Annotated in this window: 13 protein-coding genes; 5 read left to right on the forward strand and 8 right to left on the reverse strand. The window is 69.5% G+C overall.

The window, feature by feature from the left end; genetic code table 11:
* Positions 1-61: 61 nt before the first annotated feature.
* The 5 genes from prcA to arc form a co-directional block, all read right to left on the reverse strand.
* Positions 62-856 carry a proteasome subunit alpha gene (gene prcA / locus AB0M47_RS31165; protein WP_363420339.1) on the reverse strand — a complete coding sequence of 265 codons (795 nt, stop codon included), beginning with the start codon at positions 854-856 and terminating at the stop codon, positions 62-64.
* Between the two features lie 93 nt (positions 857-949).
* Positions 950-1,705, reverse strand: coding sequence for a proteasome subunit beta (prcB, locus tag AB0M47_RS31170; RefSeq protein ID WP_363420352.1), 756 nt, complete (start codon positions 1,703-1,705; stop codon positions 950-952).
* 160 nt (positions 1,706-1,865) lie between these two features.
* Entirely contained in the window at positions 1,866-2,081 is a 216-nt protein-coding gene (locus AB0M47_RS31175; protein WP_253762112.1) for a ubiquitin-like protein Pup, read from the reverse strand.
* Between the two features lie 166 nt (positions 2,082-2,247).
* Positions 2,248-3,759 (reverse strand): depupylase/deamidase Dop, encoded by a 1,512-nt coding sequence (gene dop, locus AB0M47_RS31180; protein ID WP_363420340.1) that lies wholly within the window; start codon positions 3,757-3,759, stop codon positions 2,248-2,250.
* 115 nt (positions 3,760-3,874) lie between these two features.
* Positions 3,875-5,641: a proteasome ATPase gene (gene arc, locus AB0M47_RS31185; protein WP_253762111.1), complete on the reverse strand. Its 1,767-nt coding sequence runs from the start codon at positions 5,639-5,641 to the stop codon at positions 3,875-3,877.
* Positions 5,642-5,784: 143 nt separating this feature from the next.
* Here arc and AB0M47_RS31190 point away from each other — a divergent pair, with 143 nt between their 5' ends.
* Positions 5,785-6,105 (forward strand): ferredoxin, encoded by a 321-nt coding sequence (locus tag AB0M47_RS31190; RefSeq protein ID WP_363420342.1) that lies wholly within the window; start codon positions 5,785-5,787, stop codon positions 6,103-6,105.
* A 24-nt stretch (positions 6,106-6,129) separates the two neighbouring features.
* Here AB0M47_RS31190 and AB0M47_RS31195 read toward each other — a convergent pair whose 3' ends face one another.
* Genes AB0M47_RS31195 through AB0M47_RS31205 form a run of 3 tightly spaced genes read right to left on the reverse strand, consistent with a single transcriptional unit; the run spans position 6,130 to position 8,644 of the window.
* Positions 6,130-6,660: a hypothetical protein gene (locus AB0M47_RS31195; protein ID WP_253762108.1), complete on the reverse strand. Its 531-nt coding sequence runs from the start codon at positions 6,658-6,660 to the stop codon at positions 6,130-6,132.
* Positions 6,657-7,598, reverse strand: a complete 942-nt coding sequence (locus tag AB0M47_RS31200) for a tRNA (adenine-N1)-methyltransferase (protein ID WP_363420354.1) — start codon at positions 7,596-7,598, stop codon at positions 6,657-6,659. Before AB0M47_RS31200 ends, AB0M47_RS31195 begins: the two co-directional genes overlap by 4 nt.
* 5 nt (positions 7,599-7,603) lie before the next feature.
* A complete protein-coding gene (locus AB0M47_RS31205) occupies positions 7,604-8,644 on the reverse strand; it encodes a M50 family metallopeptidase (RefSeq protein WP_363420356.1) in 1,041 nt (346 codons plus the stop codon).
* A gap of 306 nt (positions 8,645-8,950) precedes the next feature.
* Here AB0M47_RS31205 and AB0M47_RS31210 point away from each other — a divergent pair, with 306 nt between their 5' ends.
* From AB0M47_RS31210 to AB0M47_RS31225, 4 genes are all read left to right on the forward strand, one after another.
* Positions 8,951-9,820 carry a PD-(D/E)XK nuclease family protein gene (locus tag AB0M47_RS31210; RefSeq protein WP_363420344.1) on the forward strand — a complete coding sequence of 290 codons (870 nt, stop codon included), beginning with the start codon at positions 8,951-8,953 and terminating at the stop codon, positions 9,818-9,820.
* Between the two features lie 52 nt (positions 9,821-9,872).
* Positions 9,873-10,538 carry a response regulator transcription factor gene (locus AB0M47_RS31215; protein WP_363420358.1) on the forward strand — a complete coding sequence of 222 codons (666 nt, stop codon included), beginning with the start codon at positions 9,873-9,875 and terminating at the stop codon, positions 10,536-10,538.
* An 86-nt stretch (positions 10,539-10,624) separates the two neighbouring features.
* Entirely contained in the window at positions 10,625-11,410 is a 786-nt protein-coding gene (locus AB0M47_RS31220; protein ID WP_363420346.1) for an ABC transporter ATP-binding protein, read from the forward strand.
* Positions 11,403-13,943 (forward strand): FtsX-like permease family protein, encoded by a 2,541-nt coding sequence (locus AB0M47_RS31225; protein ID WP_363420348.1) that lies wholly within the window; start codon positions 11,403-11,405, stop codon positions 13,941-13,943. Before AB0M47_RS31220 ends, AB0M47_RS31225 begins: the two co-directional genes overlap by 8 nt.
* The last annotated feature ends 146 nt before the right edge of the window (positions 13,944-14,089 follow it).

Raw genomic sequence — 14,089 nt, forward strand, 5'->3', positions numbered from 1 at the left:
CGGGCGAGCGCAAGCGAAAGCGCCCCGAGCCGGTGGGCTCGGGGCGCTTGTCGCGTGATGATCAGCTCTCGGTGTCGCCGGACTCCTCGGGCGAACCTTCGCCCGCCGGCTCGGCCGCAGCCGCCGGTTCGGGTTCCGTTGCGGCGGCCGCAGCGGGAGCCGATGTCAGCAGGGTCTTCAGGGCGTTCCCGGTGATCCGGCGGAACGCCCGACCCCGCCGAGCCCGCTCCAGCACGGCGACCTCCAGCTGGTCGCCCGAGATCTCCCGGGCCGCCCCGCCTTCACCGCCGACGCTGGCGAGCGCCTCGATCGCCAGGGACAGGGCCTGACCGAGTGAGTCGCTCTCGCTGTGCCGGTCCTTCAGCACCGTCGCGACCGCGTCGGCCTGGCCGCCCATGACCAGGAAGCCCGGCTCGTCCTGGACGGAGCCGTCATAGGTGAGCCGGTAGAGCTGGTCGTCGGCCGCGGTCGCGCCGACCTCGGCGATACAGATCTCCACCTCGAGCGGCTTGCCGCTCTCGCCGAACAGGTTGCCCAGCGTCTGGGCGTACGCACTGGCCAGGGCGCGGCCGGTGACGTCACGGCGGTCGTAGGAGTAGCCGCGCATGTCGGCCATCCGGACGCCGGCCGAACGCAGGTTCTCGAACTCGTTGTACCGCCCGACGGCGGCGAATCCGATCCGGTCGTAGATCTCGCTCACCTTGTGCAACGTGGTCGAGACGTTCTCCGCCACGAACAGGACGCCCTGCTCGTAGGTGAGCACGACCACGCTGCGGCCGCGCGCGATCCCCTTGCGCGCGTACTCCGAGCGATCCCGCATGATCTGCTCGGGCGAGGCGTAGAACTGCATGGCCACGCGGCCTGCTCCCTTCCAGGTGAATCCTCAGTGGACTGCGCTCCTGGCCGGCTCAGCCGAGAGCTTCCCGGCGCTGCGCCGGACCTCGGCCGGTCAGCCGCCGGGGTTCTCGTGGCGCGCCGCGATGATCTCCTCGGCGATCGTGCCCGTCTCGGTGTCCGGCAGCCGGTGCGTGCCCTCGGCGGTCGCCGTCATGACGACCGGGAAGATGCGCCGGATGACGTCGGGGCCGCCGGTGGCGGTGTCGTCGTCGGCCGCGTCGTAGAGCGCCTCGATCGCGAACCGGACCGCCTCGGTGGTGGTCAGGCCGGGCCGGAAGCGCTTCTTCAGCGCCGACTTGGCGAACAGCGAACCGGAGCCGATGGCGTCGTAGCCGGTCTCCTCGTAGACCCCGCCGGCCACGTCGAAGCTGAAGATCCGGCCGACCTTGGCCGGGTCCTTGGCGTCGAGGTCGTAGCCCGCGAAGATCGGGATGGCGACCAGGCCCTGCATCGCCGCGCCGAGGTTGCCCCGGATCATCGCGGCGAGCCGGTTGGCCTTGCCGTCGAGCGAGAGCATGGCGCCCTCGATCTTCTCGTAGTGCTCCAGCTCCACCTGGAACAGCCGGATCAGCTCGATGCCGATGCCGGCGGTGCCCGCGATGCCGATCAGCGAGTAGGGATCGGCTTCGTGCACCTTCTCGATGTCACGACTGGCGATCAGGTTGCCCATGGTCGCGCGCCGGTCGCCCGCCATCACGACACCGTCCACGCAGCTCAGCGTCACGATGGTGGTGGCGTGCGGGGCGATCTCCGCGTGCGTCCCGGCCGGCAGGGGACGACGCCCCGGCAGCAGGTCCGGCGCGGCCATGCTCAAGAACTCCGTGAACGAGCTGATGCCCACGGCGTGGTACGCCGCCGGAAAGCCCCGGTTCCACTCTGCTCCGGACGTCACGTCGTCCCCTTCACCTCTCGACGGCAGCTGAACGAGCACCTGCGTCCACGACGCGGCGCGAAACGGACATTAGCGGCTATTCCCCGCCCTTTTGAATGTATCCCCGGACGAACTCCTCGGCGTTCTCCTCGAGCACCGAGTCGATCTCGTCCAGCAGGTCGTCCACGTCCTCGCCGATCTGTTCGACCCGCTCGGCGATCTCCGGGTCGACCTCGGGCGTTACCGCCTCGTCGACCTCGTTCTCGCGCCGGCGACCGGCCTGACCCTGCCCACCTGTGTCCTGGCTGGCCATTGCGCCCCTCCCTGCCCGCGAAGCGTGCTGGTGCCGTCGGGGCGGCCCGCAAAGGCCGCCCTGATGGCAAGGCCGGGACTGGTAGGTCCCGGCCGTCCGTCTTAGGTAAAACCTACCCCGCCAGACCGACAATTGCGATCAGCTACGAGCGTCAACCGGCGCCGCGTCACGAGGCCGCTGTCAGCGCCTCCAGCAGATCCTTCGCACTGGCGCAGCGGTCGAACAGCGGGCCGACGACACGCTTGACGCCCCGCTCGGGTTCGAGCATCGGCACCCGGACCAGCGATTCGCGGCCGATGTCGAAGATGACGGAGTCCCAGCTGGCGGCGACCACTTCGGACGCGTACTGGGCCAGGCAACGGCCGCGGAAGTAGGCCCGGGTGTCCTCCGGCGGCTCGGTCATGGCGCGGCGTACGTCTTCCTCGCGCAGCAGCGTCTTCATCGCGCCCCGGGCCACCAGGCGATGGTAGAGGCCCTTCTCCTGGCGAACATCGGCGTACTGGAGGTCCACGAGGTGCAGCTTCGGCGAAGCCCAGCCGAGGTCCTCCCGCTCGCGGTAGCCCTCCAGCAGGCGCAGCTTGGCCACCCAGTCGAGTTCGTCGGCGCACAGCATCGGGTCGCGGCCCAGCTTGTCCAGCACGGCTTCCCAGCGGTCCAGGACGTCCGCCGTCTGGTCGTCCAGGCCCCGGCTGTCCATGAAGGCCCGAGCGCGCTCGTAGTACGCCCACTGGACGTCCAGGGCGGTCAGACGACGGCCGTCACGCAGGCGTACGCGATGGGACAACGACGGGTCGTGACTGACCGCGCGCAGCTCGGCCACCGGGTCGGCGATGCTGAGATCCGGGGTGAGCGCCTTCTCCTCGATCATGGCGAGGATGAGGGAGGTCGTGCCCAACTTGAGGTAGGTGGAGATCTCGGAGAGGTTCGCGTCGCCGATGATGACGTGCAGCCGGCGGTACTTGTCGGCGTCGGCGTGCGGCTCGTCGCGGGTGTTGATGATCGGCCGCTTGAGCGTGGTCTCCAGGCCGACCTCGACCTCGAAGAAGTCGGCGCGCTGGGAGATCTGGTACCCCGCCTGGGCGCCGTCGGCGCCGATGCCCACCCGGCCCGCGCCGCAGACCACCTGACGGGTCACGAAGAACGGGGTCAGGTAGGTGACGATCTCCGCGAACGGCGTCTGCCGCCGCATGAGGTAATTCTCGTGCGAGCCGAAGCTGGCGCCCTTGTTGTCGGTGTTGTGCTTGTAGAGGTGGATCGGCGGCGCGCCCGGGATCGTGCCGGCTCGGCGGGCGCCCTCGGCCATCACCCGCTCGCCGGCCTTGTCCCACAGGACCGCGTCCATCGGGTTGGTCACCTCGGGCGTGGAGTACTCCGGGTGAGCGTGGTCGACGTAGAGGCGGGCGCCGTTGGTGAGGATGACGTTGGCCAGGCCCAGGTCCTCGTCGGCGAGCGCCTCGGCCGGGTCGAAGACAGCGCCGGTGTAGGTGAAGCCGCGCGCGTCGCGCAGCGGCGATTCCTCCTCGTAGTCCCAGCGGGCCCGGCCGCCCTTGGTCAGCTCGGGTCGCGCGCCGTAGGCGTTGACTACCTGAGAGGAGGTCACCATCGGGTTGGCTTGAGGCTGTCCGGGCACGCTGATGCCGTACTCGACCTCAGTCCCCATGATCCGGCGCACTGTCATATGAATGAGCCTAGACGGTGTCCAGGCGATCGCACTCCCCGCTACCGGTCCGTGGCACTGCGCACGCAAAAAACCGGCCCGGCCGCCACGCGGGCAGCCGGGCCGGAGGAGTTGCTTACAGGTACTGGCCGGTGTTGCTGGCGGTCTCGATCGACCGGCCGGCCTCGGTGCCCTTGCCGCCGGAGACGAGCGTCCGGATGTAGACGATCCGCTCGCCCTTCTTGCCGGAGATCCGGGCCCAGTCGTCGGGGTTGGTGGTATTGGGCAGGTCCTCGTTCTCGCGGAACTCGTCGACACAGGCGTCCAGCAGGTGCTGCAGCCGCATGCCCTTGCGCCCCGAGGAGAGGAACTCCTTGATGGCCATCTTCTTGCCCCGGTCCACGATGTTCTGGATCATCGCGCCGGAGTTGAAGTCCTTGAAGTACAGGACTTCCTTGTCACCGTTGGCGTAGGTGACCTCGAGGAAGCGGTTCTCCTCGGTCTCGGAGTACATCCGCAGGACGACCGCGCTGATCATCGCGTGCACGCACGCCTCGGCCGATCCGCCGTGCTCGGCGAGGTCGTCCGGGTGCAACGGCAGACCTTCGACGATGTACTTCGTGAAGATGTCGCGGGCCGCCTCGGCGTCCGGCCGCTCGATCTTGATCTTGACGTCCAGGCGCCCCGGGCGCAGGATCGCCGGGTCGATCATGTCCTCGCGGTTGGAGGCGCCGATGACGATGACGTTCTCCAGCCCTTCCACACCGTCGATCTCGGACAGCAGCTGCGGGACGATCGTGTTCTCCACATCGGAGGAGACGCCGGAGCCGCGGGTGCGGAACACGGAGTCCATCTCGTCGAAGAACACGATGACCGGCGTGCCCTCGGAAGCCTTCTCCCGGGCTCGCTGGAAGATCAGCCGGATGTGCCGCTCGGTCTCGCCGACATACTTGTTGAGCAGCTCGGGGCCCTTGATGTTGAGGAAGTAGCTGGTCTGCTTCTCCTCGCCCCGCTTCTCGGCGATCTTCTTGGCCAGGGAGTTGGCGACCGCCTTGGCGATCATCGTCTTGCCGCAGCCGGGCGGGCCGTAGAGCAGCACGCCCTTCGGCGGGCGCAGGTGGTGCTCACGGAACAGCTCGGCGTGCAGGAAGGGCAGCTCGACGGCGTCGCGGATCTGCTCGATCTGGTTGAACAGGCCGCCGATGTCGGTGTAGTCGACGTCGGGCACCTCCTCCAGGACGAGCTCCTCGACCTCGCTCTTGGGAATCCGCTCGTACGCGTACGCCGAGCGCGGTTCGATCATGAGCGAGTCGCCGGCCCGCAGCGGGGACTCGATGAGACCCTCCGCCAGGAACACGATGCGCTCCTCGTCGGCGTGCGAGATGACCAACGCCCGGTCGCCGCCTTCGAGCAGCTCCTTGAGCATGACCACCTCGCCGCTGCGCTCGAACCCGAGCGCGTCGACGATGTTCAAGGCGTCGTTGAGCAGCACCTCTTGACCACGTTGCAGAGCCGACACGTCCAGCGAGGGCGAGACGGCTACCCGCAGCTTGCGTCCCCCGGTGAAGACGTCGACCGTGCCGTCCTCATGCCGGGTCAGGAAGATCCCATAGCCGCTGGGCGGTTGCGCCAGCCGGTCGATCTCCTCCTTGAGGGTCACGATCTGGGCCCGCGCCTCCTTGAGCGTGGCGACCAGTCGCTCGTTGTTCTCCGTGAGCCGGGCCAGCTGTGCCTGAGTCGCGGCGAGCCGCTCCTCCAGCTGGCGAACATGACGAGGGCTCTCAGACACCTTGCGCCGCAGCAGGGCGAGTTCCTCTTGAAGGAACGCGACCTGCGTGGAGAGATCGTTGGACTCCTTCTCCCACCGTGCGGCGCGCGCATCCGCGTCGTCGCTGCGTGCCACGTCCCACCTCCCCGGGGGTTGAGCCAGGTTGTGCCTTAACACTAGCCGCTGTATGCCCCAATAAAACCCTCCCGACACGGCCATACGCAATCGTGATCTCACCGGCTGCGACCGGCCGCCGGACGGTGGAGTACCGTCGACTCGTGGCAGACAGCGAACTTCAGGTCTGGGTCGATCAGGATCTGTGCACCGGTGACGGGTTGTGCGTGCAATACGCCCCGGAAGTCTTCGAGTTCGACGTCGACGGGTTGGCCTACGTCAAGGACGAGGCCGGCGAGTTGCAGCTGGCCAAGGATGCCCGGGTCACGGTGCCCGCAAACCTGCGGCTGGAGATCCTCGACGCGGCCAAGGAATGCCCCGGCGAGTGCATCCACGTGCGCCGCGCCGCCGACGCGTCGGCCGAGCCGATGACCGAGGACGAACGTGACGAGATCCGGTCCGAGTTGGCCGCCGGAGCCGTCTGAAACCTCACAGCGGCGGTCGCGACCTCACAACAGCGGTCGCCCGATCAGTCCGGCGAGAAGTTCCGCGAACTCCTCCAGCCGGCCGATCTGGGCCACGCCACCGTCCGTCAGGGTCTTGCCGAATCGCAGCGCGTCGTGCCGGACCCCAGGCCCGTCCGTCGCCTCTTCGACCGAACTGAGCAACAGGTAGACGTCGACCGCGTCGACCCGGTGACCGGTCGCGGTGCGGATCAGCCGGCGACGGCAGCCGATCTCGGTCACCGCCGACAACGGCACCACCCGCAACGACGAGATCATCGAGCCCGCCGGGCCTTCGCCGGGCGCGGTGTCCTCGCCGTGCCACAGCAGCAGCCGCGAGCCGTCGCAGACCACGACCTCCTGCCAGACGCCGTTGTACTCGTTGACGAACCGCTCCAGGGTGAAGCCCAGGATCTGCGCCCCGGCCAGCGCGCTGTTCAGACAGTCCAGCGCGACCTCCGGGTCACGCAGATAGGCTCGCGCGGCCGCGTCCAGCTCCTTGAACGGCGCCCAGTCGGGGAAGACGGCCTCGGTCACGCCTGATCACCGTCCGCCGGCTCACCATCCGCCACCGCCTCCCGTGCCGCGATCCGTCCCGCCTTCTTCAACTGGTACGCCTCAGCGCCCTTGCTGGGCTTGCGACGTCGAGGCGGGGGCGTCACCCCGGGGGCGAGTTTCCGCGACCGCACGAGGAACGCGGTGTGCGCGATCATCCGGTGATCCGGGCGTACCGCCAGACCGTCGGCGTGCCAGTCGCGGACCAGCGACTCCCAGGCGTACGGCTCGGTGAAGCTGCCCTTCTCCCGCAGCGCCTCCACCAACTCCGACAACTGCGGGGTGGTCGCGACGTAGCCGATGAACACCCCGCCCGGCAGCAGCGCCTTCTCGACCATGTCGAGGGCCTCCCACGGGGTGAGCATGTCCAGGATGATGCGGTCGAAGCCGGTCTGGTCGCAGGACGCGACATCGCCGACGGTCAGCTTCCAGTTGGGCTGTTCGGCGCCGAAGAACGCGGTCACGTTCTTCTGGGCGACCGCCGCGAACTCTTCGCGCAGCTCATAGGAGTGCACCTCGCCGTGCTCGCCGACGGCCCGCAGCAGCGAGCAGGTCAACGCGCCGGAGCCGACGCCCGCCTCGAGCACCTTCGCGCCCGGGAACACGTCGCCCATGGAGACGATCTGCGCGGCGTCCTTGGGGTAGATCACCTGTGCGCCCCGCGGCATGGACAGCACATAGTCGGCCAGCAGCGGCCGCAGCGCCAGGTACGCCGTCCCGCCGGAGGAGACCACGACGCTGCCGTCGGGCTGCCCGATGAGCGCGTCGTGCTCCAGCATGCCCCGATGCGTGTGGAAGGCCTTGCCGGGTTCCAGGACGATCGTGTGCATCCGGTTCTTCGGGTCGGTGAGCTGCACCCGGTCGCCTACCGCGAACGGCCCGCGCCGGGCGGGCATCGCGGGGACGTTCAAATCGGGCATCTGGCTCACTGAGCACTCCTTCGGGCACGCGGGTCGAGCAGCTGGACGAGGTCCGCCAGGTGCAGAACCCCGACGACATCCTCTCCTGTGGTCACGAGGAACTCGTCGGCCGGGTGCTGTTGGACCGCCCGGATCACATCCTCGCCACGCAGGCCGGCCGCGATGACGCCGACGCTGTCGATGTCGCGGGCGATCGACTCCACGGGCACCCAGGGCCGGCGCTGTTCGGGGACGGCCGCGGCCGCTTCCCGCTTGACGAGGGCCACCAGCCGGCCGGACGCGTCGGCGACACCGAGCGCGGCCGCCGGGCGTCCCTGCTCGGCTGCCCGGCGCAGCGCCTCGGCCAGGGAGGTGCCGGTCGGCACCACGAACAGCGGGCGGGCCAGGCGTACCGGGTCGATCAGGGGGAAGCGGGCCATCACCTTGGCCTGGTTGATCGAGGCGGTGGCGCCCTGCCACAGGGTGAACGCGATCAGCGCCGCGATGATCAGCCCGACCGCGCTGTAGAGGCCGGTCGCGTAGAGGACGAAGGCGACCACGATGGTCAGCACCGCCACGACCCGGCCGGACCAGCCCGCCACGATCGTCCCGGTGGTCTTGTCGCCGTTGATCGCCCAGACCGCGGCACGCAACGCGCGGCCGCCGTCCAGCGGGAGCCCCGGGAGGGCGTTGTAGACGGCGACGACGAGGTTGCTGAAGGCCACCTGCCAGATCAGGATGCGCAGCAGCGACGGCGGCATGAGCAGGGCCGCCACCGCCGCGACGGCTCCGATCAGGAACGACACCAGCGGCCCGGCCAGCGAGAAGAGCAGCTCGGTGGAGGGCTTGCGGGGATCGGACTCCATCTCGGTGTACCCGCCGAGCAGGTCCAGCGTGATGCCGCGTACGCCGACCCCGCGCCACCGGGCGACCAGGGCGTGCCCCAGCTCGTGCAGCAGCACCGAGACCAGCAGGGAGAACGCCATCGCGGCGGCCAGCGCGTACCCGATCGAGCCGTGCGAGACGGCCAGCTGTGATCCCCAGCTGACCATGATCAGCAGCGCCATGAGGAACCAGGACGGGCTCAGCCGGACCGGGAAGCCGAAGAACCGGCCGAGGCTCACCCCTGGGCGGACCGCCGGCGGCGGCTCGGGAGCCCGCTGCGACCTGGGGTGTTCGGTCTCCTCGCTCACGCGGCCACCTCCCTGCGGTCAGCGTCCGCTTGGTCCCCGGGCACCCTGACGCCCGCGCCCGGCGCGGTCATGAGCGCTTCTCCATCGCCGCAATGCTACGCACCGGGCACTCCCCCGCGGGCGGCACGCCCGAAGATCCGCTGACGCCGAACGTCGTACCCCTGCCTTACGGTGAGGGCCATGACAACGCCGCTGCCCACGCTCTCCCCCTCCCGGGCCGCCGACTTCAAGACATGTCCCCTGCTCTACCGGCTGCGCAGCATCGATCGGCTGCCCGAGCAGCCCACGGTGGACCAGGCGCGCGGGACGTTGGTGCACGCGGTGCTGGAGCGGTTGTTCGACCTGCCGGCGTCGAGCCGGACGCTGGCGGAGGCGGCGTTGCTGGTGCGGCCGGCGTGGGAGGCGCTGCTGACCGAGGCGCCCGAGCTGGCGACGCTCGCCGTCGACGACGGCTTCCTCGACGAGGCGACCCAGCTACTCCAGGGCTATTTCACCGTGGAGGACCCGACCCGGCTCGAACCGGCCGAACGCGAGACCCTGATCGAGGCCACCCTCGACGACGAGCTGCTGATCCGGGGCTACGTGGACCGGCTCGACATCTCCCCTGCCGGCGATCTGCGCGTGGTCGACTACAAGACCGGCGGCGCGCCGCGGGAGGCGTTCGAGGCGCGGGCGTTGTTCCAGCTCAAGTTCTACGCGCTGGTGCTGTGGCGGACGCGGGGCATCGTGCCGCGCGTACTTCGCCTGGTCTACCTCAAGGACCGGGAGGTCTGCGACTACACCCCCGACTCCGAGGAGCTGGAGCGGTTCGAGAAGACGCTGATCGCGCTGTGGCGGGCGATCGAGCAGGCGGCGCAGGCCCGCGACTTCCGGCCGAAGCAGAGCCGCCTGTGCAACTGGTGCTCGCATCAGGCGCTCTGCCCGGCGTTCGGCGGCACTCCGCCGCCGTTCCCGGAACAGGCCGCGATCACCACCGCGATCGACGCCCGGACCGCCCGGCTGGCGGCCCAGCGCGGCGTGGACGGCGAACGTCTCGCCGACGCCGTCTGACCGGGCAAGATCAGGCAGGTCGCTGGCACGTGCCCGGTAGTCTGCCCTCGTGATGTCCGGGCCGGTGCGAGTGCTGCTCGCCGACGATCAGCCGATGCTCCGCAGCGGGCTGCGCAGCGTGCTCGGGGCGTACGCCGACATCCACGTGGTCGGCGAGGCCGGGGACGGCGTCGAGGCGGTCGAACTGGCCCGGCGGCTGCTGCCGGACGTGCTGCTGGTCGAGGCCCGGTTGCCCCGGCGGGACGGGGTCTCCGTGGCCCGGGAGGTCACCGGGGCGCGGCTGCCGGTCGGCGTGCTCGTGCTGACCGCCGAGCCGGTCGGCGATCACGCGGTCGCAGCGCTGCGGGCGGGCGCTCGGGGGCTGGTGGCGCAGGACGCCCCGGCTGACGACCTGGTCGGCGCGGTACGCGCGGTCGCCGCCGGCCACGCCGCGATCTCGCCGGTGCTGCTGGGGCAGCTGCTGGCCCAGTTCGCGGCGCTGCCGGTGTCGGCGGAGGGCGTACCGGAGGGGCAGTCGGGGTTGACCGAGCGGGAGCGGGAGGTGCTCGCCCAGGTCGCTCGGGGGCTGTCGAACGCCGAGATCGCCCGGGTCCTCACCGTCAGCGAGACGACGGTGAAGACGCATGTGGGTCATGTGCTGACCAAGCTCAAACTGCGTGACCGCGTCCAGGCGGTCGTCTATGCGTACGAGTCGGGCCTGATCAAACCGGGCGAGTAGCCGGACCGTCCCGCGAGCCGCGGGAAGCGCGGGAAATTTAGCGGAGTTTGCCCGATTCGCCGGATCTCTACGGCAATATCTGGCCTATGAGCAGCGAAACCACCCAGCCGGCCGCCGCCCGGGCCGAGGACATCTGGAAGGTCTACGGCCACGGCGAGGCGCAGGTCCACGCGCTGCGCGGGGTGACCACGGCGTTCGACCGGGGGCACTTCACTGCGATCATGGGGCCGTCCGGCTCCGGCAAGTCGACCTTGATGCACTGCCTGGCCGGCCTGGACACGGTCGACGCCGGCGAGGTGTTCATCGGCGACACGCAGGTGACCGGGCTCGGCGACGCCGGGCTGACCAAGCTGCGGCGGGAGAAGGTCGGATTCATCTTCCAGCAGTTCAACCTGCTGCCGACGCTGACCGCCCAGGAGAACATCCTGCTGCCGATGGCGATCTCCGGGCGCAAACCCGACCCGCAGTGGTGGGACCTGGTGATCAACACGGTCGGCCTGGGCGACCGGCTGAGCCACCGGCCGACCGAGCTGTCCGGCGGCCAGCAGCAGCGCGTCGCGTGCGCTCGCGCACTGGTGGCCCGGCCCGAGGTGATCTTCGCCGACGAGCCGACCGGAAACCTCGACTCCCGGTCCAGCGGCGAGGTCCTGAACTTCCTGCGCAGCTCGGTGCACGACTTCGGGCAGACCATCGTGATGGTCACCCACGACCCCCGGGCCGCCTCCTACTCCGACCGCGTGATCTTCCTGGCCGACGGTTCCATCGTGGACGAGCTGGCCAGGCCGACCGAGAGCACGGTGCTGGACAAGATGAAGAGCCTCGACCCAGGGCAGTCCGGTCCCGACGCCGCGACCGGTGGCGCCGATGTTTAAGGCGATGCTGCGCGGCCTGCTCGCGCACAAGCTGCGGCTGCTGCTGTCCGCGTTGGCCATCATCCTGGGCACCATGTTCATGTCCGGTGCGTTCATCGCCGGCGACACGATCGCCCAGGGCTTCACCGGGCTGTTCTCGACCATCAACTCCGATCTGGACGTGCAGGTCACCGGCAAGTCGGAGGTCAGCGACCAGCAGTCCGGCGTGGTCACCGCGACGGTGCCGCAGAGCGTCGCCGACACCGTCGGCACGGTCGACGGGGTCGAGAAGGCGACCCCGCAGGTCGCCTCGGACGGCGCCCGGGTGATCGGCGACAACGGCAAGGTGATCCCGACCTCCGGGCCGCCCCGGCTCGGCGTCGGGTGGACCGGCGAGGACGGTCTGCTCGAACTGCGCGACGGGACCGGGCCCACCCAGCCGAACCAGGTCGCCCTGTCGGCGAACCTGGCCGAGCAGGCCGGCAAGAAGATCGGCGACCAGGTGCAGGTCATCACGTTGCAGCCGGAGAAGACGTTCACCGTCGCCGGGATCTTCGGGTACGAAGGCGGCCGGGACTCCCTGGCCGGGGAGATGACGGTCGCGTTCACGATGCCGGTCGCCCAGGAACTGATGCTGGGCAAGACCGGCGCGTACACCAGTGTGGACGTCCGGGCGGCGAGCGGGGTCAGCGACAGCGAGCTGAAGAGCCGCATCGAGCAGAAGATCGGCCCCGGCTACGACGTACGCACCAACAAGGAGGCGACCGACGAGGCCGGCAACAGCATCCAGCCCTTCATCACCGTGCTCAAGACCGGGCTCACCGTCTTCGCCCTGATCGCCTTGATCGTCGCCATCTTCCTGATCTTCAACACGTTCTCGATCCTGGTCGCGCAGCGTACGCGGGAACTGGCGCTCTATCGCTCGTTCGGCGCCTCGAAGCAGCAGGTCCTCCGCTCGGTGCTGACCGAGTCCGCGTTGCTGGGCCTGGTCGCCGCGCTGGCCGGGCTGATCATCGGCTGCGGCGTCGGCTGGCTGGGCAAGAAGGGCCTGGAGGCGGCGTCCAACACCAACCTGCCCGTCACCGGCATCGTGGTGAAGCCCTATGTCGTGATCGTGACGCTGCTCGTCGGCGTCCTCGTGACGGTGATCTCGGCGCTGGTCCCGGCGTTGCGGGCGTCGCGCGTACCGCCGATCGCGGCGATGCGGGAAGCCGCCGTGCCGGACAAGCCGCTCAAGAAGCTCACCATCGCCGGCCTGATCGTGCTGCTCATCGGCGTCGCGTTCCTCGTGCTGCGGCTGACGAAGGTGTGGAAGGACCCGCTCTGGCTCGTCCTCGGCGGCGGTGCGCTGCTGGTGTTCATCGGCGTGATCATGCTGGCCCCGGTGCTCAGCCGGCCGGTGACCCGAGCGTTGGGCGCGCTGTTCGGCACCTCGGTCCCGGCCCGGCTGGGCACTCGCAACACCGGGCGCAACCCTCGGCGTACGGCGTTGACCGCGGCCGCGCTGATGATCGGCGTGACCCTGGCGACCGCCGGAGGCGTGTTCGCCTCGTCGGCCAAGGCCGGGCTCACCGACGTCTTCACCAACGACGTGAAGGCGCAGCTGATCGTGCAGGTCGACTTCTCGGCCGGCGCGACGGCCGGCTTCGACCCGGGGATGCAGAAGCAGATCCGGGAGATCCCCGGGGTCACTCAGGCGGCCGCGTACCGGAGCGACACCGCCCGGGTGGGCGGGCAGACCACGCAGATCCTTGCGGGCGACCCGGCCGCCACCGCCGAGATCTTCACCCTGAAGCCGGCCTCTGGCGACATCCGGCCGCTGACCGCCGGCGAGATCATCCTCGACGACGCCACCGCCAAGCGGCTCAACGCGACCGCCGGCTCGACGGTCGACATCGTCACCGCGCGGGGCGGGCCGAAGCAGGAGAAGGTCGTGGCCACCCTGGAGCCGTCCAGTGCTTGGTCCGGCCCGCTGCTCAACGAGACCGACGCGGCCGGGTTCACCTCGCCCAACGCCCAGGCGGCCTACGTCCAGGTGGCCTCGGACGACCAGATCGAGCCGGTACGCACCCAGCTGGAGTCGCTGTTCGCCGACAACAAGGAGGTGACGGTCGTCGACCAGAGCGAGCTGCTGAGCACGGTCACCAGCGTGCTCGACATCGTGCTGGTGATCCTCAACATCATGCTCGGGCTGGCCATCGTCGTGGCCCTGCTCGGGGTGGTGAACACGCTGCTGCTGTCGATCTACGAGCGGACGCGGGAGATCGGCATGATCCGCGCGATCGGGCTCAGCCGCGGCTCCACCGCCCGCATGATCACCGTCGAGTCGATCCTGATCTCCGTGTTCGGGGCGCTGCTCGGCATGGTCGTCGGGGTCGGCCTCGGCGTCGCGGCGGTGAAGATCTTCGGCGGGGACTACCTGAAACTCACCATCCCGTGGGGCTACCTGATCGCGACGCTGATCCTCGCGATCGTGGCCGGCATTCTGGCCGCCGTGCTCCCGGCGATCCGGGCTAGCCGACTCAACGTGCTGGAGGCCATCGCGTACGAGTAGGTCCTTCCGCGCTTTAGTTTTTGCGGCGGATCAGGGTTCTGGGTCGAATCTTGGGCTCTCCACCGACATGTGTGGGTAGCTGATGTGTCGTAACGCAGCGCACGCCGTTGCTGCTCCTACGTTCTGAGGTGTCTAGATCTCGAGCG

This window comes from Hamadaea sp. NPDC051192 (genome assembly GCF_040682475.1).
GTDB lineage: Bacteria > Actinomycetota > Actinomycetes > Mycobacteriales > Micromonosporaceae > Hamadaea > Hamadaea flava.

Bases quoted from the DNA above. Each gene is read 5' to 3' on its own strand.
- AB0M47_RS31200 (WP_363420354.1), bottom strand. From the start codon at position 7,598: ATGCCCGATTTGAACGTCCCCGCGATGCCCGCCCGGCGCGGGCCGTTC.
- AB0M47_RS31205 (WP_363420356.1), bottom strand. From the start codon at position 8,644: ATGGCGCTGCTGATCATGGTCAGCTGGGGATCACAGCTGGCCGTCTCG.
- AB0M47_RS31175 (WP_253762112.1), bottom strand. From the start codon at position 2,081: ATGGCCAGCCAGGACACAGGTGGGCAGGGTCAGGCCGGTCGCCGGCGC.
- AB0M47_RS31215 (WP_363420358.1), top strand. From the start codon at position 9,873: ATGTCCGGGCCGGTGCGAGTGCTGCTCGCCGACGATCAGCCGATGCTC.
- AB0M47_RS31220 (WP_363420346.1), top strand. From the start codon at position 10,625: ATGAGCAGCGAAACCACCCAGCCGGCCGCCGCCCGGGCCGAGGACATC.
- prcB (WP_363420352.1), bottom strand. From the start codon at position 1,705: ATGGCCGCGCCGGACCTGCTGCCGGGGCGTCGTCCCCTGCCGGCCGGG.
- dop (WP_363420340.1), bottom strand. From the start codon at position 3,759: ATGACAGTGCGCCGGATCATGGGGACTGAGGTCGAGTACGGCATCAGC.
- AB0M47_RS31225 (WP_363420348.1), top strand. From the start codon at position 11,403: ATGTTTAAGGCGATGCTGCGCGGCCTGCTCGCGCACAAGCTGCGGCTG.
- AB0M47_RS31210 (WP_363420344.1), top strand. From the start codon at position 8,951: ATGACAACGCCGCTGCCCACGCTCTCCCCCTCCCGGGCCGCCGACTTC.